The following is a 23,829-nucleotide window of genomic DNA, read 5'->3' as shown; positions in this document are numbered from 1 at the left end:
AAGGCCGCAATCCACACGGGCCATCGCTGCGCCCTGTGGGGCCGAGCGCAGCGATGGCCCGTATGGCCAAGGCCCCTTTTGCCCGTGCCGAGAAGCGCAGGGCGCGGGGTGGGCGTGTGCCGCAGGACACACGCCTTTGTGGTCTGACTTGCTGCGGTTGTCCGAACGGAGCGCCGCAGGCGCGCAGTGAGTTCCGCAGCACGCCCCGCGAACGAGCATCGCAGGCTGCCCCCGCGCGCAGCGTGGGGGTCACGGGCAGCAGGGTCGCCCTTTCTTTGCTTACTTTCTTTCGGCGAAGCGAAAGAAAGTGAGTCGCCCGCCGGGGCGAGACCCGGCTCCCGCCCTCAACAAAAGCAAGCCATCAAAAAAGATAGCTATCGCCGCAATCCCAGCAAGCGCCAAAGCCCCATCGAGGCACAAAATCAGTCCCCAGGCCGAAAGAACGCATCCAGCACCGGCACCAACCCCGGAAACTCCAGCGCAAACCGCTCACGGTTCACAAAGTAGGCCTCGCAGGCCACCGCGAAGAATTCCGCCGGAGCCGTTGCGCCATAGGCATCGAGCCAGGGCCAGTCGGTACCAAAGCGCTCGGCCTTGATCACGGCCTCGCGGAAATGCTGGTAGGCCGGCTCCCAGGCGGCCCACCAGGCCTCGTGCGCGGCGCGCGCGCTGCGCGTGCCCATGAATCCGGCAGGCAGCGGCGGGCAGCCGTTGGCGTGGCCGCTGCGCATGTCCAGCTTGTGCACAAACTCGTGCACCACCACGTTGCTGCCGTGCTGGGCACTGTGCGCCGCGCCTTCCACATGGGGCCAGCTCAGCATCACCGGGCCGCGTTCCATGGCCTCACCGGCCAGCACCTCGGTGTAGCGGTGCATGACCCCGGCTTCGTCCATGTGCTCGCGCCGGGCCACGGCCTCGCTGGGGTGCACGACGATGGTTACGAAGTCGTCGTACCAGCCCAGTGCGTCGCGGGGCTCGCCCCAATGCAGCAGCGGCAGGCAGGCCTGGGCGGCGATGTCGATGGCCATGGCGTCGGTGACCACCAGGCCGTGCGCACCATGGAACTGCTTGCCGTCGAGGAAGAGGGCGCTCAGGGCGCGTAGCTTGGCCTGTTGGGGCAGGCCCAGGGCGGCGAGGAAAGGGTGGCGCCGCAGGGTCTCCAACCAGAGTTCGGCCGGGATGTCGGGCACGGGGGCGAGGGTGCTGCGCAAGCGGTTGCGCAGGCGGTTCAAAAAGGCGGGCATCGTCGTCAGGTGGGGACGATGGCGACGCGTTCCAAGCCCTGGGGCGTGAGGCGCAGCACATCGGCGCGCGGCGGGTGGGCGGCAGCGTCCCAGTCGCTCAGCACCACGCGGGCGAGGCCCGGGACCAAAGCGTGTTCAGCCGGGCGGTGCGTGTGGCCGTGGACCAGGGTGGTGGCGCGGGCGGCCTGCAGCCAGGCGATGGCGGCAGGGCCGTCCACGTCGGCATACACCGCACCGGACTGCTTGCGTGCTTCGCTCTCGGCGCGGATGCCGCGTGCCTGGGCGCGGCGCTGCGCCAGGGGCTGGGCCAGGAAGTGCTCTTGCCACTGCACGCTGCGCGCCTGCACGCGAAAGCGCTGGTAGTCCACATCGTCCAGGCACAGCGCGTCGCCATGGCTGAGCAGCAGGCGCTGGCCTTGCCAGACCAGCACGGTGGGGTCATGCAGCAGGGTGGCGCCGGTGTGCCGGGCAAAGCCGGGGCCGATGAGAAAGTCGCGGTTGCCGTGCAGAAAGAACAGCGCACGCTGGCGGCTGGCGGCTTGGAGCAGGGCACAGGCCTGGGATTCAAAACTGCCGGGGTCATCCAGTGCGTCGTCGCCCACCCAGACTTCGAACAGGTCGCCCAGGATGAACAGGGCATCGGCGGGCGTGGTCTGCAGGTAGTGGTGCCAGGCGGCCAGGGTGTCGGGCTCGCTGGCCTGCAGGTGCAGGTCCGACAAAAAATCGACCGTGCGCCAGTGCGAAGGAGCGACAAGCTCCTCGAACCGGGGCACGGTCGGGCTCACGCGGGCGCTGGCGTGGTCAGAGTGCCACGGCCTTGTCGATCACCACGGCGTCGAAAGGCACGTCGTCGTGGTAGCCCTTGCGCGTGGTGCGCACCTTGCGGATGGCGTCCACCACGTCCTGGCCCTTGACCACCTTGCCGAACACGGCGTAGCCCCAGCCCTGGGGCGAGGGCGAGGTGTGGTTCAGGAAGGCGTTGTCCACCACGTTGATGAAGAACTGGGCCGTGGCGCTGTGCGGGTCGTTGGTGCGTGCCATGGCGATGGTGTAGGCATCGTTCTTCAGGCCGTTGGCGGCCTCGTTCTCTATGGGGGCGTCGGTGGCCTTCTGCTGCATGTCAGGGGTGAAGCCGCCGCCCTGGATCATGAAGCCCTTGATCACGCGGTGGAAGATGGTGCCGTCGTAATGGCCCTTGTTCACGTAGTTCAGGAAGTTGGCGGTGGACTTGGGGGCCTTGGCGTTGTCCAGTTCCAGGGTGATGACGCCGGGGGTGGCGGTGTCAGCGACGTTGATGGTGACGTGCAGTTCGACTTGCGGGTTGCTCATGGCGGTTTCCTTGGGGTTCAGTTACTTGACCAGCGTGGCCGAGGTGATGACGACGGGGGTGGTGGGCACGTTCTGGAACGGGCCCTTGTTGCCGGTGGGTACGCCCTTGATCTTGTCCACGACCTCGGTGCCCGAGACCACCTTGCCGAACACGGCGTAGCCGTGTCCGTCAGGCTGGGGCGCGTTGAGCATGGCATTGTCCTTCACATTGATGAAGAACTGCGCCGTGGCGGAGTCGGGCACGTTGGTGCGCGCCATGGCGATGGTGTAGGTGTCGTTCTTCAGGCCGTTGGTGGCTTCCAGCGGGATGGGCGGGCGCATGGGTTTTTGCACCATGTCGGGCGTGAAGCCGCCGCCCTGGATCATGAAGCCGTCGATCACACGGTGAAAGATGGTGCCGTCGTAGTGCTTGTCGGCCACGTACTTCAGGAAGTTTTCCACCGTCTTGGGGGCCTTGGCGGGGTTGAGTTCGACCACGATGTCGCCCAAGCTGGTGGCGAGCTTGACGCGCGGGGCGTTCTGGGCGTGTACGGGTGCTACAAAAATAGTAGCTGCTGCGGCAATACTGGCAAGCGCCAGAGCGGAATTTCTTCTGGAAATCATCCAATCACTCCTTCGTAAATGATCTGCCAATGCTTGCCCCGGCGGGCCCAGAACTGGCGTTTGACGGGGCCGGTGCGCGACCCGGAGGCCACCTCACCGAACGTGACCACCATGGTGTCCATGCTGTCGGTCCAGCGCAGGATGGCCTTGTCCTTGAGTTCGATTTCGCGTCCGCCCAGGGCCTGGGTTTCGGCGTGCAGTGCGGTGGCCCATTGGGCCAGGGTGGTCTTGCGCTGGCCCTGGAAGTCGGGGGCGTAGAAAGCCATCAGCCGCTGCATGTCGCCCGCCGTCTTGGCATTGCGCCAGCCGTCCAGCACCGCCTCGAAGGCCTTGTGCTCGGCCTGTACGCTGTGCGGTGCCACCCAGTCGAGCTGGCGCGCGATGACCACGGGCGTGGTGCGTGGCTCCACGGTGCGCAGCAGGCGTTCCAGATCGGGGTTGGCCAGGGCCACGCAGCCGTCGGTGGCCTGTGGCGCGCGCGAGAACTGGTCGGGCGGCGTGCCGTGCAGCCAGATGCCGCTGCCGGTCTTGCCGCGCAACTGGTCCAGCGGGTTGGGGTAGTTCAGTGGCAGGGCACCGGCGCCGTAGAAGTCGCGCAGCGTGGCCGGGTCCAGGCGGCTGGTGATGAAGTACACCCCCAGCGGCGTGCGCTGGTCGCCTTCCACCGTTTTTTCGATGCCCAGCTTGCCTACCGAGGCGTAATAGTCGGCCACCAGGCGCAGGCCCTGCGGTGTGTTCTCGAACAGGTACAGGCGCGAGCGCGAGGCATCCACCGCGATGGCGTGGCGGTAGCGCGGCGCCAGTTCAAGGAACTGCGAGGGCACTTTCTGCTGCCCAGGGCGGGCGCCGCGGGCTTCCACGCGGCGCTGGAGTTCGGTGCGCAGCTCCAGCAGCGTGGTGCGTGCCTCGGCATGCAGCGCGCTGGGCACATCGCCCGGCTGCTGCAGGGGGCGGGCGCGGGCGGCCAGCAAGTCACCCAGGGCGAGCTGGGCGAGTTGGAAGTTGGGGTAGTCGCGCACCAGGCGCTCGGCCTGGGTCAGCGCATCGCGCGTTTGCCCCTGGCGCGTGAGTTCCAGCACCTGCAGCAAGCGCTCTTCGGCCTGGCCGTCGCGCAGGGGCGCGGGGGCGGGCGGTGCAGGCCGGGCTTTTTTGGTGCGTGTGGCCTGGGGCTTGCGTGCGGCCTGGGTGCCACGGGAGGCTGACTTGGCCGGTGCCCCCTGGGCTGCGCTGGCGCGCAGCTTGGGCGTGGAGCCCAGGTTCTTGGCCTGCGCATGGCCGCCCAGCTGCACCAGCAGCAGGCACAGCAGCGCAGCCAGTGCGCCGCGCAAAGACACCAGAGACCCCATGCGCAGACTCAGCAAGAAGACCATGCCGCCGGTGGGCGGCCTCCAAGGGACGAAAAACGCTGCATCAGCCGCCGGTGGACTCGCGCACGATGGTCCAGCGGCCCTGCTGCTGCACCAGATCCAGTGTCTTGCGGCTGGACACGTTCAGCGCATCGGCGCTGTAGGCCTGCTGGAAGCGCACGGTGGCCTTGTCGCCTTGCACGCTGACCTGCAGGTTGGAGAGCTTCACGCTGATGCGCGACTTGCCCACGATGCGCGATTCGCGCTCTTTCTCCCAGGCGGAGCGGCTTTGGCGGCCGGGTGGGCTGAAGTCCTTGCCATAGGCGCCCAGGTAGGCCTTCATGTCCTTGGCGGACCAGGCGGCAGCCCAGGCTTCGACGGCCGCCTTCACCTCACGCTCGGCGGTGTCATCGTCGGCCACTTTGGTACTGGCTGGCGCGGGTGCCGGTGTGGGCGCAGCCGCAGGTGCCGGGCTGGCCGTGGCCGCTGGCACTGGCGCCGCAGGGGCAGCGCTGGCCTGCGGGGCGGGCGCTGGGGTGGGGGCAGGGGTGGGCGCTGGGGCTGCGGCCACGGTGGTGCTGGGTTTGGCGGGCTGGGCCGGTGCGGCCGTGGGCGCTGCGGGAGTGGCAGCGCCGGGGCGTGCGCCACGGCCTGCGTCGGCACTGAACAGACTGCGGATCATGGCCAGCTTGGGCTTGACCGAGTTGGCCGTGTTGGCGTCGAGCTGCAAGGCCTTGCTGTAGGCCTGGCTGGCGAGCTTGGCGTAGATGTCGCCCAGGTTCTCGTGCGCGGTGGCGTAGCTGGGGTTGGTGCGGATGGCCATTTCCAGTGCGGCGCGGGACTTGTCGAGCTGGTTCTGGCCTGCGTACAGCACGGCCAGGTTGTTGTAGGGCTCGGGCAGCTCGGGGTATTCCTCGGTCAGCTTGGTGAAGGTGACGATGGCTTCGTTGTGCTTGCCCGCATCGGCCTGGGCCACGCCGCGCAGAAAGCGCAGCTGAGGGTCGCGCGGGGTTTCAGCCAGGCGCTGGTCGGCCTTGGCCAGGGCGTCGGCGGGTTTGCCGGCCTTGAGCAACTGGGTGATTTCGTTGTAATCGTTGGCGTGGGCCAGGCCGGTTCCCACCAGGGTTGCCAGGGCCAGCAGGCGCAGGAATCGGGGGAGAGTGCGGCGAACGTGCGTCATGGGTGCTGTTCAGGGGGATGAAAGCGCCCGAACCCGGGCCGGGCTTATACTTCGGCGGATTGTAGCTGAGGGGGTCTCATGCACGAATCCTGTTGCCACTGGTGATTACCCATGGCGCCCGGCCCTGTCACAGCGGTTGGCGGCGCTGCGAGCCCGTCGTGCCCGACTGCGTTTTCGGCGCGGCAACCACCCCCTTCATTTCCTGAACACCATCCCATGAGCTTGCGTATCTACAACACGCTGTCGCGTGCATTGGAGGATTTTTCCCCGCTCGAACCCGGCCATGTGCGCATGTATGTGTGCGGCATGACCGTGTACGACCTGTGCCATCTGGGCCATGCGCGCTCGATGGTGGCCTTCGACGTGGTGCAGCGCTGGCTGCGCGCCAGCGGCCTGCGCGTGACCTACGTGCGCAACATCACCGACATCGACGACAAGATCATCCAGCGCGCCGTGCAGAACGGCGAGACCATCCGCAGCCTGACCGATCGCATGATCGCGGCGTTGCGCGAGGACGCCGACGCCCTGGGCATCCAACGCCCCGACCATGAACCCCGTGCCACCGACTACGTGCCGCAGATGCTGTCGCTGATCGGCCAGCTCGAAGGCAAGGGCCTGGCCTACCAGGCGGGCAATGGCGACGTGAACTACGCCGTGCGCAAGTTCCCCGGCTACGGCAAGCTTTCTGGCAAGTCGCTCGACGAGTTGCAGGCTGGCGAGCGCGTGGCCGTGCAGGAGGGCAAGGACGACCCGCTCGACTTCGTGCTCTGGAAGAGCGCCAAGCCCACCGAGCCCGCCGAGGTGAAATGGCCCAGCCGCTGGGGCGAGGGTCGGCCGGGCTGGCACATTGAATGCTCGGCCATGGGCTGCGAGCTGCTGGGGCAGAGCTTTGACATCCACGGCGGCGGCGCCGACCTGCAGTTTCCGCACCACGAGAACGAGATCGCCCAGAGCGAGGGCGCCCACGGCCAGCCGCTGGCGCGCTTCTGGATGCACAACGGCTTCATCAACGTGGACAACGAGAAGATGTCCAAGAGCCTGGGCAACTTCTTCACCATCCGCGATGTGCTCAAGGAGTACGACGCCGAGACAGTGCGCTTCTTCGTCGTGCGCAGCCACTACCGCAGCCCGCTGAACTACAGCGACATGCACCTGGACGACGCCCGCGCCGCACTCAAGCGCCTGTACACCGCGCTGTCGCTGGTGGCGCCCGAAGAGGTGACCATCGACTGGACGCAGCCCCATGCCGCGCGCTTCAAGGCCGCCATGGACGAAGACTTCGGCACGCCCGAGGCCGTGGCCGTGCTGTTCGAGCTGGCGGGTGAAGTCAATCGCAGCCAGTCGGCGCAAGCCGCAGGCCTGCTCAAGGCCTTGGGCGGATGCCTGGGCCTGTTGCAGGGAAATCCGCAGGCTTTTTTGCAGGCCGGTGCGGGATTCGACGAGGCCGCCATCCAGGCCCAGATCGCCGCCCGCGCTGCGGCCAAGGCAGCCAAGAACTTTGCCGAGGCCGACCGCATCCGCAAGGAGCTGCTGGAGCAGGGCATCGTGCTCAAGGACTCACCCACAGGCACCACCTGGGAAGCTGCGGCGTGATATTTTTACAGATGAAGTTGGCTTCCAAGGCATATGGGGTAAGCGGTGCCAGCTACTAAAAAGATAGCGGTTGAGGCGTCCGGCCCGGCCTCGCCCGGCTATTGGGCCGAGGCGTGCAAGCACCTCATGAAGAAGGACCGGGTGATGAAGCGCCTGATCCCCCAGTACGGTGACGCCGTGCTGCAGTCACGCGGAGATGCCTTCGTCACGCTGGCGCGCAGCATCGTGGGTCAGCAGATCTCGGTAAAGGCCGCGCAGACGGTGTGGGAGCGCTTTGCCGCGCTGCCGCGTGCCATGACGCCCGCGGCCGTGCTCAAGCTCAAGATCGACGACATGCGGGCGGCGGGCCTGTCGGCACGCAAGGTCGAGTACCTGGTGGACCTGGCCCTGCATTTCGACGCGGGCAAGCTGCATGTGGACGGCTGGCACGGCATGGACGACGAGGCCATCATCGCCGAGCTGGTGGCGATCCGGGGCATCGGCCGCTGGACGGCCGAGATGTTCCTCATCTTCCACCTGCTGCGGCCCAACGTGCTGCCGCTGGACGACGTGGGGCTGATCAATGGCATCAGCCAGAACTATTTTTCCGGCGACCCGGTCAGCCGCAGCGATGCGCGCGAGGTGGCCCAGGCCTGGCAGCCCTGGTGCAGTGTGGCCACTTGGTATATTTGGCGCTCGCTGGACCCGCTGCCGGTGACGTATTGAAGATATGGAGTGGCACTCCCCTGAGGCGCTTTGCGCCTTCCCCCCGCTCTCGCGGCGCTGTGCGCTGCGGGCAGGGGGACGCTCCCTGCGCTGCGGGGCGGCCCTTGCGCGGGAGCCCTGGCCTGGGCAGCGCCGGTTTTGCCCGTAGCGCGCAGCGCATGGATATTTGAAAGACAAGAGGAGAACCATCTTGGCGAAAAAAACCTTCCTGGACTTCGAGTCCCCGATTGCCGAACTCGAAACCAAGATCGAAGAACTGCGCTATGTGCAGACGGAAAGTGCCGTCGATATTTCCGACGAGATCGAGCAGCTCAGCAAGAAGAGTCAGCAGCTCACCAAGGACATCTACTCCAGCCTCTCGCCCTGGCAGATCACAAAAATAGCCCGCCACGCCGAGCGGCCCTACACGCTGGACTATGTGCGTGACCTGTTCACCGACTTCGTGGAGCTGCACGGCGACCGGCACTTTGCCGATGACCTGTCCATCGTCGGCGGCCTGGCGCGCTTCAACGGCCACGCATGCATGGTGCTGGGCCACCAGAAGGGACGCGACACCAAGGAGCGTGCTGCGCGCAATTTCGGCATGACGCGGCCCGAGGGCTACCGCAAGGCCCTGCGTCTGATGAAGACGGCCGAGAAGTTCAAGTTGCCCGTGTTCACCTTTGTGGACACGCCCGGCGCTTTCCCCGGCATCGACGCCGAGGAGCGCGGCCAGTCTGAAGCCATCGGCCGCAACATCTACGAGATGGCGCAACTCGAAGTGCCCATCATCACCACCATCATCGGTGAGGGTGGCTCGGGCGGCGCGCTGGCGCTCTCCGTGGCCGACCAGGTGTTGATGCTGCAGTACTCCGTGTACTCCGTCATCAGCCCCGAGGGCTGCGCTTCCATCCTCTGGAAGACCAGCGACAAGGCCCAGGAGGCGGCCGAGGCCCTGGGCATCACGGCGCACCGCCTCAAGGCGCTGGGTTTGGTGGACAAGATCGTCAACGAGCCCGTGGGCGGTGCCCACCGCGACCCCAAGCAAATGTCCTCGCTGCTCAAGCGTGCCCTGGGCGATGCTTTCCGCCAGGTGGCGGACCTGAAGGTGAAGGACCTGCTCGACCGCCGCTACGAGCGCCTGCAGAGCTACGGGCGCTTTACCGACACCAAGGCCGACCACTGATCTGGCGCGGGTGGGGCGCCATCGTGGCGCCAGGCCCACGGGTGCTTGCAAACCCGTGGGCAGCCAATTGCATCCAGATGTAATATCTTCTCCAAAGCCGCCTCAGCAGGCGGACATAGGAGAGCACCATGGCCATCCTCAAGACCCTGCGGGGTCAAATCTTGTTGATTTGTGTGGTCTGCCTGCTAGCGGGTCTGGGTGCCCTGGCCACGGCCAACTACCTATCGGTGCGCAGCCAGGCCTACAGCCAGCTCAGTGCCCAGTCGCGCGCATTGGCCCTGAGCCACACAGAGGCCCTGCGCGACTGGGTGCGCGCCAAGGCGGCCATCGTCCAGTCCTCGGCTGCCGTCCTCGAAGAGGCAGACCCGGCGCGCTACCTCAACATGCTGCAAAAGGCAGGCAGCTTTCACACCACCTACCTTGGTTACGCGGACAAGCGCACGGTGTTCTCCGAGCCGCAGAATTTGCCGCCCGACTACGATCCTACGGCCCGTCCCTGGTACCAGCAGGCTGCCGCGGCACAGGGGGGCATTCTGACGGCGCCCTATGCCGATGCGGGTGGCGCTGGCTTGGTGGTGACCTTTGCCCAGGCGGCGCGCCAGGGCAGTGACATCAAGGCGGTGATGGCGGGCGATGTCTCGCTGGCGGCGGTGGTGGCCAATGTGGCCTCGATCAAGCCCACCCCCTCCAGCTACGCCTTCCTGGTGGGGGGGGACGGCAACATCATCGCCCACCCGGAGGTGAAGCTGGCCCTCAAGCCAGCGGCAGAGCTTTCGCCCCAGTTGTCTGCGGCGGCATTGGCTGAAATGGCGCGCAGTGCCGAGCTCAAGGGCATGGAACTGCAGGGCCGCCCCGTGCTGCTGGCCGTCGCGCCGGTGGAGGGCACGGGCTGGATGCTGGCCATTGCGTTGGACAAGGCCGAGGCGCTGTCGGCCATCGGTACCATGCTGCAGGTGTCGGTGCTCACCGGGCTGGTGGTGCTGGTGGTGGCAGGTACGGTGCTGGCAGGCATTCTGGCGCAGCGGCTGCGGCGCCTGACGCAGGTGCGCGATGCCATGCGCAACATTGGTTCGGGCGAGGGCGACCTTTCGCGCCGCATCGACGCCCATGGTGAGGACGAACTGGCGCAGATTGCCGAGGGTTTCAACAGTTTTGCCAGCAAGCTCGCCGGCGTGCTGGTGCAGATCCGCGATGCCAGTGGCTCGGTACGCGTGGCCGCCGAAGAGATCGCCACTGGCAACCAGGACCTGAGCAGCCGCACCGAGCTGACGGCCTCCAGCCTGGAGGAAACCACCGCATCGATGCAGCAGTTGACCGAAACCGTGCGCCACAACGCCGATGCCGCGCGCCAGGCCAACCAGATGGTGGCCCAGGCCTCCACTGTGGCGCAGCGCGGAGGCCAGGTGGTGGGGGACGTGGTGCGCACCATGGACCAGATCAACGCCGCTTCGCGCAAGATCGAGGACATCATCCAGGTGATCGACGGCATTGCCTTTCAAACCAACATCCTGGCACTCAACGCCGCTGTGGAAGCCGCACGTGCCGGCGAGCAGGGGCGTGGCTTTGCCGTGGTGGCCAGCGAGGTGCGTGCGCTGGCAGGGCGCAGCGCCGAGGCGGCCAAGGAGATCAAGCAGCTCATTGGCACCTCGGTGGAGCAGGTTTCCAACGGCTCGCGCCTCGTCAACGATGCGGGCACCACCATGTCTGAAGTGGTGCAGGCCGTGCAGCGGGTGTCCGACATCATGGCCGAGATCGCGGCCTCGACCAATGAGCAAAGCACCAGCATTGCCGAGGTCGGACAGGCCGTGGGCCACCTGGACCAGATGACGCAACAGAACGCCGCCTTGGTCGAGGAAAGCGCCGCAGCGGCGCAAAGCCTCAAGGACCAGTCCGTGCGCCTGACCGAGGTGGTGGGGAGCTTCCGCCTGGCGTCGTGACGCGGATTTTCTCCCCTTGCGCAGGGTACTGAAGCGCGGCGCACCGCGCAGCCTGCGCGCTACCGCGCGTCCACGCAGGGCGTCCTGTCGCACAATCAGCGCATGTGCACAGTGCAATTGTCTGGAGCCCGCCGGTGACCTTGGCGATCGATGAGGCCATGGCGGGGTTTGACCCCGTGCTGCCCCTGGCGGTCGCCTTCAGCGGCGGGGCCGATTCCACAGCCTTGCTGCTGGCCTGCGCTGCACGATGGCCGGGCCAGGTGGCGGCCATCCATGTGCACCACGGTTTGCAGGACGCCGCCGATGCCTTTGAGCAGCAATGCACCGCGCTGTGCCAGCGCTTGGGTGTGCCCCTGGTCGTGCAGCGCGTGGATGCGCGCGCGGCACCGGGGCAGAGCCCCGAGGATGCGGCACGCATTGCAAGATACCAGTGTATTGAAGCTGCAGCGCTTGCTGGTATTGCGGAACTAGCTATCAAATCAATAGCATTGGCGCAGCATGCGGATGACCAGGTCGAAACCCTGCTGCTGGCCTTGTCGCGCGGTGCCGGGGTGGCGGGGCTGGCCTCCATGCCGGCGCATTGGCGGGCGGCGGGGCTGCATTGGTACCGTCCGCTGCTGCAAGTGCCCGGCGCCCATGTGCGCGACTGGCTGCGCGCGCGTGGCCAGGATTGGGTGGAAGACCCCAGCAACCAGAATCTGCAGTACACGCGCAACCGCATCCGTGCGCAACTGCTGCCTGCGCTGGAGGCCGCCTTCCCCGCGTTTCGCGATACCTTTGCCCGCAGTGCAGCGCATGCCGCTCAGGCCAGCGAGCTGCTGCAGGAGTTGGCGGCGCAGGACCTGGCCCAGGTGGGCTGCCCGCCGCGCATTGCCGCGCTGCAACAACTGGGTCGAGCGCGCCAGGCCAATGTGCTGCGCCATTGGCTGCGCCAGGTACACCACACCACCCCCAGCGCTGCACAACTGCAGGCGCTGCTGTTGCAGCTCGACGCCTGCCGCACGCGCGGCCACCAGATCCACCTCAAGGTCGGGCGCGGGATGGTGGTACGCGATGGCGATGGCCTGCGTTGGTACAATCCCTGAGTTTTGGCCCCAACTGCACGAAGCCTGGCGGCGCCCACCAAAACAGTGTCCACCCCGCGCCGCAGCCACCGGATTCGTCACACAGCTCTCCCATGGCATTGATCGTTCACAAATACGGCGGCACCTCGATGGGTTCGCCCGAGCGCATCCGCAACGTCGCCAAGCGCGTGGCCAAATGGGCACGCGCAGGCCACCAGATGGTCGTGGTGCCCAGCGCCATGAGCGGCGAGACCAACCGCCTGCTGGCCCTGGCCAAGGAACTGGCGCCCGAGCGCGCCACGCAGGCCTACAACCGCGAGCTCGACATGCTGGCCGCCACGGGCGAGCAGGCCTCTTCGGCGCTGCTGGCCATTGCGCTGCAGGCCGAAGGCATGGAATCCGTCAGCTACGCCGGCTGGCAGGTGCCCATCCGCACCGACAGCAGCTACACCAAGGCACGCATCGAATCCATTGACGACCAGCGCGTGCGTGGCGACTTGGCCGCCGGCAAGGTGGTGATCGTCACCGGCTTCCAGGGCATCGACGAACACGGCCACATCACCACGCTGGGCCGGGGCGGCTCCGACACCTCGGCCGTGGCCGTGGCGGCCGCGATGAAGGCCGACGAGTGCCTGATCTACACCGACGTCGATGGCGTTTACACCACCGATCCGCGCGTGGCGCCTGCCGCCCGCCGCCTGACCACGGTGAGCTTCGAGGAAATGCTGGAAATGGCCAGCCTGGGCAGCAAGGTGCTGCAGATCCGCTCGGTTGAATTCGCCGGCAAGTACAAGGTGCCCATGCGCGTGCTCTCCAGCTTCACGCCCTGGGACATCGACATCAACGAAGAAGCCAAGTCCGGCACGCTGATCACTTTTGAGGAAGACGAAAAAATGGAACAAGCCGTCGTATCCGGCATCGCCTTCAACCGCGATGAAGCCAAGATTTCCGTGCTCGGCGTGCCCGACACCCCCGGCATCGCCTACCGCATCCTCGGCCCCGTGGCCGATGCCAACATCGAAGTCGATGTCATCATCCAGAACCTGAGCAAGGACGGCAAGACCGACTTCAGCTTCACCGTGCATCGCAACGACTATGCGCGCACCATCGAGCTGCTCAAGGAAAAGGTCCTTCCGGCGCTGGGCGCCCAGGACGTGGTGGGCGACGCCAAGATCTGCAAGGTGAGCATCGTCGGTATCGGCATGCGCAGCCACGTGGGCGTGGCCAGCACCATGTTCCGCGTGCTGAGCGAAGAGGGCATCAACATCCAGATGATTTCCACCTCCGAAATCAAGACGTCGGTCGTCATCGACGAGAAGTATCTGGAGCTGGCCGTGCGTGCCCTGCACACGGCCTTCGACCTCGACAAGCCCGCAGAGTGAAAAACGGCCTCAATCTGAGGCATAATATTGGGATTGCCTGGAAACGTGACCGAGTGGCCGAAGGTGCTCCCCTGCTAAGGGAGTATGGGGTGTAGAGCCTCATCGAGGGTTCGAATCCCTCCGTTTCCGCCAAGCATCCAAAGCCCTGCACCTGTTCTGGTGCAGGGCTTTTTTGTTGCTGCTTCGCTGTGGGTTATTCGTCCACCGATGCACTCCAGCGGTCGCCCCAGCCACCGCTGCGCTCGCGTTCCAGTTGGCGGCGGTCGCGTTTGGTGGGGCGGCCTTCGCTCAGGGTCAGGGCGGGTTCGGGGGCCAGGCGGCGCAGTTCCTGCAGGTGCTCGCGTGCCGCGATGCTGTCGGCCGTTTCTTCATAGAGCAGCTGGGCCACCGGCGCAGGCCCGCGCTGCGCGCTGAGGGCGCGTACCGTCACGGTGCGCTGCACCGGGCCCTGGCGCAGCACCACCGTGTCTCCCGGCCGCACCTCGCGCGAGGCCTTGGCGGTCTGGCCATTGACCATGACACGGCCCTTGCTGATTTCTTCGGCCGCGATGCTGCGTGTCTTGAAAAAGCGTGCGCACCACAGCCACTTGTCGATGCGCATGGAATCCAGGGTATTCATGGAGGCATTGTGCCGCGGGGCGTGGCGGCCTGCGCGCTACCATCGGGGCCCATGCCAGACACCTCCGACTCCATACCCGCGCTGCCGCTGGATGCCCAGGGCATTCTGGAGCTGGCAGCGCGGTCGATGTTTCAGCTTTTCTCCACCGTCAGCCAGGGCATGTTTCTGGTGGATTTGCGCGGTCGCATCGTTTGGGTGAACGAGGGCTACCAGCGTTTTTTCCCGGACCTGGGCATCACCTCGGTGGATCAGTTCGTGGGGCGCACGGTGGAGGAGGTGATCCCCAACACCGGTATGCGCCGTGTGCTGGAGACGGGTCAGGCCGTGCTCATCGACCTGCTCACCAACAAGGCGGGCACCTTTGTGGTCAGCCGCATCCCGTTGCGCGACGATGTGGGAAAGGTCATTGGCGCCATCGGCATTGTGCTGTTTGACCACCCCGAGACCACCTTGCAACCGCTCATCAGCAAATTCGCGCTGTTGCAGCGCGACCTGGACGAAGCGCGCCGTGAACTGGCGGCGCAGCGCAGCCAGCAGTTGCGCGGTGCGGGCTCGGGGGATCGCCGCACCAAATACACCTTCGCCAGTTTCGTCGGTTCCAGCCCTGCGGCCACCGAGGTCAAGCGCCAGGCACGGCGCGCGGCGCAATCGGCCAGCCCGGTGCTGTTGCTGGGCGAAACGGGCACCGGCAAGGAACTGCTGGCCCATGCCATCCACGCTGCGTCCCAGCGTGCCAGCGGGCCCTTTGTGGGCGTCAACATTGCCGCCGTGCCCGACACCTTGCTGGAGGCCGAGTTCTTTGGTGTGGCCCCTGGCGCCTACACTGGCGCCGACCGCAAGGGCCGCGACGGCAAGTTCAAGCTGGCCGACGGAGGCACGCTGTTTCTCGATGAAATCGGCGACATGCCCCCCAGCCTGCAGGCCAAGCTGCTGCGCGCGCTGCAGGAGGGGGAGATCGAGCCGCTGGGCTCCAACCAACTGGTGCCCTTCGACGTGCGCGTGATTGCCGCCACCTCGCGCGACTTGTCGGCGCTGGTGCGCGAGGGGCGTTTCCGCGAAGACCTGTTCTACCGCCTGCATGTGCTGCCCGTGCGCGTGCCGCCGCTGCGCGAGCGCCCGGGCGACATTCCGGCGCTGGTGGAGGTGCTGGGTGAGGAAATCGCCCTGCGCAACGGCATTGCCCCGCCAGAGCTGTTGCCCGATGCCATGGCCTTGCTCGCGGCCCAGCCCTGGCGCGGCAACATCCGCGAGTTGCGCAACGTGCTGGAGCAGGCCGCGATGCGCAGCGATGCGCAGTCCATCGATGCCGAGATGCTGCGCGCCCTGCTGCGCGAAGCGGGGGTGGAGCCGGCTGCCCCCGTCAACCAGCCCGCCATGGCGACAGGATCTGCCGCGCCCGACAGCCTGTTGCGCCCCCTGGCCGTGCAGGTGGCCGAACTGGAGCGGCGGGCCATTGCGGCCTCCCTGGCGGCCACTGGGGGCAACAAGCTGGCCACGGCACGGCAGTTGGGGATTTCGCGCGCCACGCTTTACCAAAGGCTGGAAAACCCTGATGAAAATTTGAACATCTGACTGAATTTCAGGCAAAACGATTGTCTGGAATCCAGCCAAATGTGGGTGGTTTGACGGTGCTGTGACAGGGAGGTGACGTTGCGCAAGGGCTGGCACGATTGCTGCAACATTTGGTCACAGATCATTTGCAGGAGACATTCCCATGCACCGCAGAACCCTGGTGGCCTTGGCCGCCCTGGCCACAGGCTTGCCCGCCGCCACCGTTTCCCTCGCGCAGACGGACGAAATCCGCATTGCGCACGTGTACAGCAAGACCGGCCCGCTGGAGGCGTACGGCAAGCAGACGCAGACCGGCCTGATGATGGGGCTGAGCTACGCCACAGGCGGCAGCATGACCATCAACGGCAAGAAGCTGGTGGTGATCGAGAAAGACGACCAGGGCAAGCCCGACCTGGGCAAGAGCCTGCTGGCAGCGGCCTACTCGGACGACAAGGCCGACATTGCTGTGGGCCCCACCAGCTCGGGCGTGGCGCTGGCGCTGCTGCCGGTGGCCGAGGAATACAAGAAAATCCTGCTGGTCGAACCCGCCGTGGCCGACGCCATCACGGGCGACAAGTGGAACAAATACATCTTCCGCACCGGCCGCAACAGCAGCCAGGACGCCATCAGCAACGCAGTGGCGATCGACAAGGCCGGCGTGACCGTGGCCACACTGGCGCAGGACTACGCCTTTGGCCGTGACGGCGTGAAAGCCTTCAAGGACGCGCTGAAGAACGCCAAGCTCGTGCACGAGGAATACCTGCCGACGAACACGACCGACTTCACCGCCGGTGCCCAGCGCCTGATCGACAAGCTCAAGGACCAGCCGGGGCGCAAGATCATCTTCATCATCTGGGCGGGGGCGGGCAATCCTTTCAAGATTGCCGACCTGGACTTGAAGCGCTACGGCATCGAGATCGCCACGGGTGGCAACATCCTGCCCGCCATGGTGGCCTACAACCAGTTTCCGGGCATGGAAGGGGCCACGTACTACTACTTTGGCTTCTCGCGCAACCCGGCCAACCTGTGGCTGGTGACCAACCACTACACCCAGTTCAAATCACCGCCCGACTTCTTTACCGCCGGGGGCTTCACCGCCGCCATGGCGCTGGTCAAGGCGCTCAAGACCACCGGTGGGGATACCGAGACCCAGCGCCTGATACGCACCATGGAGGGCATGAGCTTTGAGTCCCCCAAGGGCTGGATGACCTTCCGCAAGGAAGATCACCAGGCCCTGCAAAGCATGTACCACTTCCGTGTATCGGCTGGTGCGCGGCCCGGCACGCTGGCGGACCTGCGCCTGGTGCGCGAGATCCGTCAGGAGGAGATGGATCTGCCCATACGCAACGCCCGGCAAGACACCGTACAAACCCTGATAAAAACACAGACAATTGTTCAAAAATCAGACAATTGATATGTCTGAAAAATAGACAAATTGTTCTGGCTGCTTGTAAAAATCGTTACCAATCAACGATGTACATGCTGGCACGAAGTGTGCAATATGCAGTCATCACCACAGGAGGCAATCCCATGCAACGACGCACCATGATCTCTCTGGCCGCTCTGGCCGCCACGCTGTCCACCGCTGCCCTGGCGCAGACGGGCGAAATCCGCATTGCGCACGTGTACAGCAAGACCGGCCCGCTGGAGGCGTACGGCAAGCAGACGCAGACCGGCCTGATGATGGGGCTGAGCTACGCCACAGGCGGCAGCATGACCATCAACGGCAAGAAGCTGGTGGTGATCGAGAAAGACGACCAGGGCAAGCCCGACCTGGGCAAGAGCCTGCTGGCAGCGGCCTACTCGGACGACAAGGCCGACATTGCTGTGGGCCCCACCAGCTCGGGCGTGGCGCTGGCGCTGCTGCCGGTGGCCGAGGAATACAAGAAAATCCTGCTGGTCGAACCCGCCGTGGCCGACGCCATCACGGGCGACAAGTGGAACAAATACATCTTCCGCACCGGCCGCAACAGCAGCCAGGACGCCATCAGCAACGCAGTGGCGATCGACAAGGCCGGCGTGACCGTGGCCACACTGGCGCAGGACTACGCCTTTGGCCGTGACGGCGTGAAAGCCTTCAAGGACGCGCTGAAGAACGCCAAGCTCGTGCACGAGGAATACCTGCCGACGAACACGACCGACTTCACCGCCGGTGCCCAGCGCCTGATCGACAAGCTCAAGGACCAGCCGGGGCGCAAGATCATCTTCATCATCTGGGCGGGGGCGGGCAATCCTTTCAAGATTGCCGACCTGGACTTGAAGCGCTACGGCATCGAGATCGCCACGGGTGGCAACATCCTGCCCGCCATGGCCAGCTACAAGAACTTCCCCGGCATGGAAGGCGCCACCTACTACTACTTCGGCATCCCCAAGAACCCGGTGAACGAAGCGCTGGTGGCCGCCCACTACAAGGAATTCAAGACCCCGCCCGACTTCTTCACCGCCGGGGGCTTCTCCTCCGCCATGGCCCTGGTCACTGCGCTCAAGGCCACCAATGGCGATACCAACACCAACAAGCTCATCAAGACCATGGAGGGCATGAGCTTTGACACGCCCAAGGGCAAGATGACCTTCCGCAAGGAAGACCACCAGGCCATGCAGAGCATGTACCACTTCAAGATCAAGGTGGACCCGGCCTTTGCTTGGGGCGTGCCCGAGTTGGTGCGTGAGATCAAGCCCGAGGAAATGCAGATCCCGATCCGCAACAAGCGCTGATTCCGGTTGGCGAGGCCCGGCGCGCCAGCGCGTGCGCCGGGGTGCATCCCGCAGGGGCGGCCGCCCCTCTTTTTCCAGTGAACGCAAGAACCCCGGGCACACGGGGAGGGCGGGCTGTTGCCTGCCCCGACAACCCCACAGGAGACAGACAAGATGACGATGAGATTCCTTCAGACGGCGGCCGCCGTGGCAGTGTGTGCGATGGCGGGCTCGGCCTGGGCGGCGGTGGAACTGCCCGCCCTGCAACTCGACAAAACCCAGACCACGGTATCGGGCCTGTCCTCGGGCGGGTACATGGCGGTGCAGTTGCACGTGGCGTTTTCCTCGGTGTTTGCCAAGGGGGCGGGCGTGGTGGCGGGCGGCCCGTTCTATTGCGCCGAGGGATCGGTGGTCAACGCCACAGGGCGCTGCATGGCCAGCCCTGCGGGCATTCCCACCAGTACGCTGGTAAGCACCACCAACACCTGGGCCAGCCAGGGGCATGTGGACCCGGTGTCCCACCTGCAGAATTCCAAGGTCTATCTGTTCTCGGGCTCGGTGGACAGCGTGGTCAAGACCAGCGTCATGGACGCCCTCAAGACCTACTACAACAGCTTTGTACCTGCCGCTAACGTGGTGTACAAAAAAGACATCGCCGCAGAGCATGCCCTGGTGACCGACGACTACGGCAGCGCCTGCTCGGTCAAGGGCTCGCCCTACATCAACGATTGCAACTTCGACCTTGCCGGTGCCATGCTGCAGCACCTGTACGGGCCGCTCAACGCGCGCAGCAGCACGGCCCTGCCCGAGAGCAGCTTTGTCGAGTTCAAGCAAAGCAGCTTCATCAGCGGCCACGGCATGGCCAGCAATGGCTGGGCCTACATTCCGCAGGCTTGCCAGAGCGGCGCCACCTGCCGCCTGCACGTTGCGCTGCACGGCTGCAAGCAGAACGTGAGCGACGTGCAGCAGCAGTACGTGCGCAACACCGGCTTCAACCGCTGGGCCGAGACCAACCACATCGTGGTGCTGTACCCGCAAACCAGCACCGCCGCCACCAACAGCTGCTGGGACTGGTGGGGCTACGACAGCGCCAACTACGCCAAGAAGACCGGCCCGCAGATGGCCGCCATCAAGGCCATGGTGGACCGCCTGGGCAGCGGTGGTGCAACGCCGCCCGACCCCGACCCGGTGCTGCTGCCCGCTCCCACGGGCGTGAGCGCCTCGGGCGCCACCGCCAGCAGCATGGCCCTGGGCTGGAACAGCGTGGCTGGGGCCGACGGCTACCACGTGTACCGCAACGGCAACAAGGTCAATGCGCTCACCGTGTATGGCACCAGCTATACCGACACTGGCCTGTCCGCCTCCACCACCTACCAATGGACGGTGCGTGCCGTGGACGCCCAGGGCGTGGAAGGCACCGCCTCGGCCCCCGTATCGGCCACCACCCTGGCGGCCAGCGGCGGCGAGACACCCACCTGCACCACTGCCAGCAACTACGCCCACACCCTGGCGGGCCGGGCCTATGCGCTGTACGGTTTCACCTATGCCAACGGTTCCGGCCAGGGCATGGGGTGGTGGAACATTTTCACGACCACCACACTGAAGAAGACCGGCCCCAACTACTACGTGATCGGCACCTGCCCCTGAGCCCACAGGGCCTGCCTGGTGGCGGGAACACCCAAGGAACGAGACAGTGAAAGCGAGCAAGAACCCATGAGTACCCTGGCCACCCGGGACTTGACCATCCGCTTTGGCGGCCACGTGGCGGTCAATGCCGTGACCTGCGCCTTCGAGCCAGGCACGCTGACCGCCATCGTGGGCCCCAACGGCGCGGGCAAGACCACCTACTTCAACCTGATCTCCGGCCAGCTCAAGGCCACCAGCGGCTCGGTGACGCTGGGCGGTCGTGAGCTGACGGGGCAATCCGTCTCGCAGCGCACGCGCGCCGGGCTGGGGCGGGCGTTCCAGCTCACCAACCTGTTCCCCAACCTCACGGTGCTGGAGAACGTGCGCCTGGCCGTGCAGGCCACGCAAGAGGGCAAGCACCGCCGGGGCCTGAATCTCTGGAGCATCTGGAGCGACCACCGCCAGCTCACCGAGCGGGCGCAGGCCATCTTGCACCAGGTGGCGATGTTCGAGCGCCGCGATACCCCGGTGGCCAGCCTGCCGCACGGCGACCAGCGCAAGCTCGAAGTCGCGCTGCTCATGGCGCTGGAGCCGCAGGTGTACATGTTCGACGAGCCTACGGCGGGCATGAGCCACGACGAGGCACCCGTGATCCTGAACCTGATCCGCGAGCTGAAGAAGGACAAGACCAAGATCATCCTGCTGGTGGAGCACAAGATGGACGTGGTGCGCGAGCTGGCCGACCGCATCATCGTGCTGACCAACGGCACGCTGGTGGCCGACGGCCTGCCGGCCGAGGTGATCGCATCGCCCGTGGTGCAGGAAGCCTACCTGGGCGTGAGCAAGGACGCAGACAAGGAGGCCGCATGAGCACCCCCCACCTTCTGGAACTCAAGGGCGTGCACACCCATATCGGGGCGTACCACATCCTGCACGGCGTGGACCTGGCCGTGCCGCGCGGCGAGCTGACCATGCTGCTGGGCCGCAATGGCGCGGGCAAGACGACCACCCTGCGCACCATCATGGGCCTGTGGCAGGCCTCGCAGGGCAGCATCCACTTTGGCGGGCAGGACATCACGCGCATGCACACGCCGCAGATTGCAGGCCTGAACATCGCCTATGTGCCCGAGAACATGGGCATCTTTGCCGACCTCACGGTGAAGGAAAACATGCTGCTGGCCGCGCGCAAGGCCAGCCATGCCGGGCAGATGGACCAGGCCCGGCTGGAGTGGATCTTCAAGCTGTTCCCGGCCGTGGAGAAGTTCTGGAACCACCCCGCCGGCAAGCTCAGCGGCGGGCAGAAACAGATGCTGGCCGTGAGCCGCGCCATCGTCGAGCCGCGCGAGCTGCTCATCGTGGACGAGCCCAGCAAGGGTCTGGCGCCGGCCATCATCAACAACATGATCGACGCCTTCGACCAGCTCAAGAAGAGCGGCGTGACCATCCTGCTGGTTGAGCAGAACATCCACTTCGCCAAGCGCCTGGGCGATGCGGTGGCCGTGATGGACAACGGCCGTGTGGTGCACTCCGGTCGCATGGCCGACCTGGCCGCCGACGAGGCGCTGCAGCAGTCCTTGCTGGGACTCGCACTCTGAGGAGGTTTATATGAGAAATATGCCTCTAAAGCCCATGAATAAAGCGCAAACAGCTATAAAAACAATAGCAAAACAAACCGCAGGAAAGGCCACGCCATGAACCGCCGCGACCTGGATTGGAAACCCCTGGCCCTGGTGCCGCTGCTGGCGCTCATCGTGCTGCCGCTTATCGGCTCGCCCAGCACCTGGCTCACGCTCACGGTGGCGGGGCTGGCCATGGGCATGATCATCTTCATCATCGCCTCGGGCCTCACGCTGGTGTTCGGCCTGATGGACGTGCTGAACTTCGGCCACGGCGTGTTCATCGCGTTGGGCGCCTTTGTGGCCACCAGCGTGCTCGGCGCCATGGGCGACTGGACGGGCAGTGCCGAGCTGTGGCGCAACCTGGTGGCCGTGCTGCCCGCCATGCTGGTGGCCATGGCCGTGGCGGGTGCGCTGGGCCTGGCGTTCGAGCGCTTCATCGTGCGCCCGGTGTACGGCCAGCACCTCAAGCAAATCCTCATCACCATGGGCGGCATGATCATTGGCGAGGAGCTCATCAAGGTCATCTGGGGACCGCAGCAGATCCCGCTGCCGCTGCCCGAGGGCATGCGCGGCTCGCTGCTGGTGGGCGATGCAGCGATCGAGAAGTACCGCCTGGTCGCCGTGGCCGTGGGCTTGGTGGTGTTCGGCGTGCTGGCCTGGACGCTCTCGCGCACCAAGGTGGGCCTGCTCATCCGCGCGGGCGTGCAGGACCGCGAGATGGTCGAGTCGCTCGGCTACCGCATCCGGCGCCTGTTTGTGGGCGTGTTCGTGGCGGGCTCGGCGCTGGCAGGCCTGGGCGGCGTGATGTGGGGGCTGTACCAGCAGAACGTCGTTCCGCAGATGGGCGCGCAGGTCAACGTGCTGATCTTCATCGTCATCATCATCGGCGGCCTGGGCAGCACGGGCGGTGCGCTCATCGGCGCTTTGCTGGTGGGCCTGATGGCCAACTACACCGGCTTCCTGGTGCCCAAGGTGGCGCTGTTTTCCAACATCGCCCTGATGGTCGCCGTGCTGCTGTGGCGCCCGCAGGGTGTCTATCCCGTGACGAACCGTTGAAGAGGCGCCCGACATGTTTAACCGACTTCTCTCCGGTGACTACCCGCGCAGCAAGGTGCTGGCGGTCATTCTGCTGGCCATTTTGCTGGGCCTGGCGTTTGCGCCCTTCCTGTTTCCTGGTGTCAAGCCGCTGTCGGTGGCCGCCAAGGTGCTGGTGTTTGTGGTGCTGGTGGCCAGCTTCGATCTGTTGTTGGGCTACACCGGCATCGTGAGCTTTGCGCACACCATGTTCTTCGGCATTGGTGCGTACGGCATTGCCATTGCGACCACGCGCCTGGGCGCCACCTGGGGCGCACTGGCCGTGGGCGTGGGTGGGGCGCTGCTGCTGTCGCTGCTGCTGTCGCTGGCGGTGGGGCTGTTCTCGCTGCGCGTGCGCGCCATCTTCTTTGCCATGATCACGCTGGCCGTGGCGGCGGCGTTCCAGACGCTGGCCTCGCAGCTTTCGGACTTCACCGGCGGTGAGGACGGCCTGACTTTCAAGGTGCCCGAGCTGCTGTCGCCCAGCTTCGAACCCTTCGAGGAACCCTTTCTGGGCGTGACCATCGACGGGCGCCTGATCTGCTACTACCTGCTGTTTGTCACGGCGGTGGCTCTGGTGCTGGCGCTGCTGCGCATCGTCAACTCGCCCTTCGGCCGTGTGCTGCAGGCCATCCGCGAGAACGAGTTCCGCGCCGAGGCCATTGGCTACCGCGTGGTGGTGTACCGCACCACGTCCAGCGTGCTGTCGGCCCTGTTCGCCACGCTGGCGGGCTGCATGCTGGCGCTCTGGTTGCGCTACAACGGGCCGGACACCTCGCTCAGCTTCGAAATCATGATGGACTGCCTGCTCATCGTGGTCATCGGCGGCATGGGCACCATCTACGGCTCGGCCATCGGCGCCGTGCTGTTCCTGGTGGCGCAAAGCTACCTGCAAGACCTGCTGCGCCTGGGGCATGAAGCAGCTTCCAGCCTGCCCTGGCTGGCCGCGCTGCTCTCGCCCGACCGCTGGCTGCTGTGGCTGGGGGTGCTGTTCGTGCTCTCGGTCTATTACTTCCCCACGGGCGTCGTCGGCCGCCTGCGCGCCGCGGCAGCGCATTGAGACCACGCCACGCACCCCGCACCACAAGGTTGCCCACC

General features: G+C 65.9%; 21 protein-coding genes and 1 tRNA gene. 15 read left to right on the top strand and 7 right to left on the bottom strand.

Annotated features, from left to right (window positions below; genetic code table 11):
• Positions 1-422: 422 nt before the first annotated feature.
• Genes MJ602_RS06360 through MJ602_RS06335 form a run of 6 tightly spaced genes read right to left on the bottom strand, consistent with a single transcriptional unit; the run spans position 423 to position 5,702 of the window.
• Positions 423-1,244 carry a M90 family metallopeptidase gene (locus MJ602_RS06360; protein ID WP_243020019.1) on the bottom strand — a complete coding sequence of 274 codons (822 nt, stop codon included), beginning with the start codon at positions 1,242-1,244 and terminating at the stop codon, positions 423-425.
• Between the two features lie 5 nt (positions 1,245-1,249).
• The gene (locus tag MJ602_RS06355; protein WP_243020018.1) at positions 1,250-2,029 is read right to left on the bottom strand and encodes a UDP-2,3-diacylglucosamine diphosphatase; all 780 of its coding nucleotides are present in this window, start codon (positions 2,027-2,029) and stop codon (positions 1,250-1,252) included.
• 16 nt (positions 2,030-2,045) lie between these two features.
• Complete coding sequence (locus MJ602_RS06350) at positions 2,046-2,573, bottom strand: peptidylprolyl isomerase (RefSeq protein ID WP_243020017.1); 528 nt, start codon at positions 2,571-2,573, stop codon at positions 2,046-2,048.
• Positions 2,574-2,594: 21 nt separating this feature from the next.
• Positions 2,595-3,176 (bottom strand): peptidylprolyl isomerase, encoded by a 582-nt coding sequence (locus MJ602_RS06345; RefSeq protein ID WP_162015474.1) that lies wholly within the window; start codon positions 3,174-3,176, stop codon positions 2,595-2,597.
• Entirely contained in the window at positions 3,173-4,546 is a 1,374-nt protein-coding gene (locus MJ602_RS06340) for a L,D-transpeptidase family protein (RefSeq protein ID WP_243020016.1), read from the bottom strand. Before MJ602_RS06340 ends, MJ602_RS06345 begins: the two co-directional genes overlap by 4 nt.
• Before the next feature lie 40 nt (positions 4,547-4,586).
• Positions 4,587-5,702 (bottom strand): L,D-transpeptidase Cds6 family protein, encoded by a 1,116-nt coding sequence (locus MJ602_RS06335; protein WP_243020015.1) that lies wholly within the window; start codon positions 5,700-5,702, stop codon positions 4,587-4,589.
• A gap of 216 nt (positions 5,703-5,918) precedes the next feature.
• Between MJ602_RS06335 and cysS the strand changes: the two genes are divergently transcribed.
• The 7 genes from cysS (at position 5,919) to MJ602_RS06300 (ending at position 13,680) form a co-directional block, all read left to right on the top strand.
• Positions 5,919-7,295 (top strand): cysteine--tRNA ligase, encoded by a 1,377-nt coding sequence (gene cysS / locus MJ602_RS06330; RefSeq protein ID WP_243020014.1) that lies wholly within the window; start codon positions 5,919-5,921, stop codon positions 7,293-7,295.
• Between the two features lie 45 nt (positions 7,296-7,340).
• Entirely contained in the window at positions 7,341-8,000 is a 660-nt protein-coding gene (locus MJ602_RS06325) for a DNA-3-methyladenine glycosylase family protein (protein ID WP_341474739.1), read from the top strand.
• 190 nt (positions 8,001-8,190) lie between these two features.
• Positions 8,191-9,165, top strand: a complete 975-nt coding sequence (locus MJ602_RS06320; protein ID WP_162015479.1) for an acetyl-CoA carboxylase carboxyltransferase subunit alpha — start codon at positions 8,191-8,193, stop codon at positions 9,163-9,165.
• 128 nt (positions 9,166-9,293) lie between these two features.
• On the top strand, positions 9,294-11,102 hold the full coding sequence (locus tag MJ602_RS06315) for a methyl-accepting chemotaxis protein (protein ID WP_243020013.1): 1,809 nt from the start codon (positions 9,294-9,296) through the stop codon (positions 11,100-11,102).
• A gap of 134 nt (positions 11,103-11,236) precedes the next feature.
• Entirely contained in the window at positions 11,237-12,187 is a 951-nt protein-coding gene (gene tilS, locus MJ602_RS06310) for a tRNA lysidine(34) synthetase TilS (RefSeq protein WP_243020012.1), read from the top strand.
• Positions 12,188-12,279: 92 nt separating this feature from the next.
• Positions 12,280-13,548, top strand: a complete 1,269-nt coding sequence (locus MJ602_RS06305; RefSeq protein ID WP_243020011.1) for an aspartate kinase — start codon at positions 12,280-12,282, stop codon at positions 13,546-13,548.
• A 39-nt stretch (positions 13,549-13,587) separates the two neighbouring features.
• Positions 13,588-13,680, top strand: a tRNA-Ser gene (locus MJ602_RS06300).
• 61 nt (positions 13,681-13,741) lie between these two features.
• Here the strand turns inward: MJ602_RS06300 and MJ602_RS06295 are convergent.
• Complete coding sequence (locus MJ602_RS06295; RefSeq protein ID WP_243020010.1) at positions 13,742-14,167, bottom strand: RNA-binding S4 domain-containing protein; 426 nt, start codon at positions 14,165-14,167, stop codon at positions 13,742-13,744.
• 51 nt (positions 14,168-14,218) lie between these two features.
• Between MJ602_RS06295 and MJ602_RS06290 the strand changes: the two genes are divergently transcribed.
• From MJ602_RS06290 to MJ602_RS06255, 8 genes are all read left to right on the top strand, one after another.
• The gene (locus MJ602_RS06290) at positions 14,219-15,739 is read left to right on the top strand and encodes a sigma-54 interaction domain-containing protein (RefSeq protein WP_243020009.1); all 1,521 of its coding nucleotides are present in this window, start codon (positions 14,219-14,221) and stop codon (positions 15,737-15,739) included.
• A 142-nt stretch (positions 15,740-15,881) separates the two neighbouring features.
• Positions 15,882-17,132, top strand: a complete 1,251-nt coding sequence (locus tag MJ602_RS06285) for a substrate-binding domain-containing protein (protein ID WP_243020008.1) — start codon at positions 15,882-15,884, stop codon at positions 17,130-17,132.
• Positions 17,133-17,248: 116 nt separating this feature from the next.
• The gene (locus MJ602_RS06280; protein WP_243020007.1) at positions 17,249-18,433 is read left to right on the top strand and encodes a substrate-binding domain-containing protein; all 1,185 of its coding nucleotides are present in this window, start codon (positions 17,249-17,251) and stop codon (positions 18,431-18,433) included.
• 153 nt (positions 18,434-18,586) lie between these two features.
• Entirely contained in the window at positions 18,587-20,059 is a 1,473-nt protein-coding gene (locus MJ602_RS06275) for an extracellular catalytic domain type 2 short-chain-length polyhydroxyalkanoate depolymerase (protein WP_243020006.1), read from the top strand.
• A 66-nt stretch (positions 20,060-20,125) separates the two neighbouring features.
• Positions 20,126-20,908 (top strand): ABC transporter ATP-binding protein, encoded by a 783-nt coding sequence (locus tag MJ602_RS06270; protein ID WP_162015523.1) that lies wholly within the window; start codon positions 20,126-20,128, stop codon positions 20,906-20,908.
• Positions 20,905-21,633, top strand: a complete 729-nt coding sequence (locus MJ602_RS06265) for an ABC transporter ATP-binding protein (protein WP_243020005.1) — start codon at positions 20,905-20,907, stop codon at positions 21,631-21,633. The genes MJ602_RS06270 and MJ602_RS06265 overlap by 4 nt, the downstream gene beginning before the upstream one ends.
• A gap of 96 nt (positions 21,634-21,729) precedes the next feature.
• The gene (locus MJ602_RS06260) at positions 21,730-22,713 is read left to right on the top strand and encodes a branched-chain amino acid ABC transporter permease (protein WP_162015525.1); all 984 of its coding nucleotides are present in this window, start codon (positions 21,730-21,732) and stop codon (positions 22,711-22,713) included.
• A 13-nt stretch (positions 22,714-22,726) separates the two neighbouring features.
• Complete coding sequence (locus MJ602_RS06255; RefSeq protein ID WP_243020004.1) at positions 22,727-23,791, top strand: branched-chain amino acid ABC transporter permease; 1,065 nt, start codon at positions 22,727-22,729, stop codon at positions 23,789-23,791.
• Positions 23,792-23,829 lie beyond the last annotated feature (38 nt).

The sequence above is a fragment of the Simplicispira sedimenti genome (assembly GCF_022760965.1).
In the GTDB taxonomy this organism is placed as follows: domain Bacteria; phylum Pseudomonadota; class Gammaproteobacteria; order Burkholderiales; family Burkholderiaceae_C; genus Simplicispira; species Simplicispira sedimenti.
Note: the sequence above shows the minus strand (reverse complement) of the source record. Positions and strands in the feature narration are given on the sequence as shown.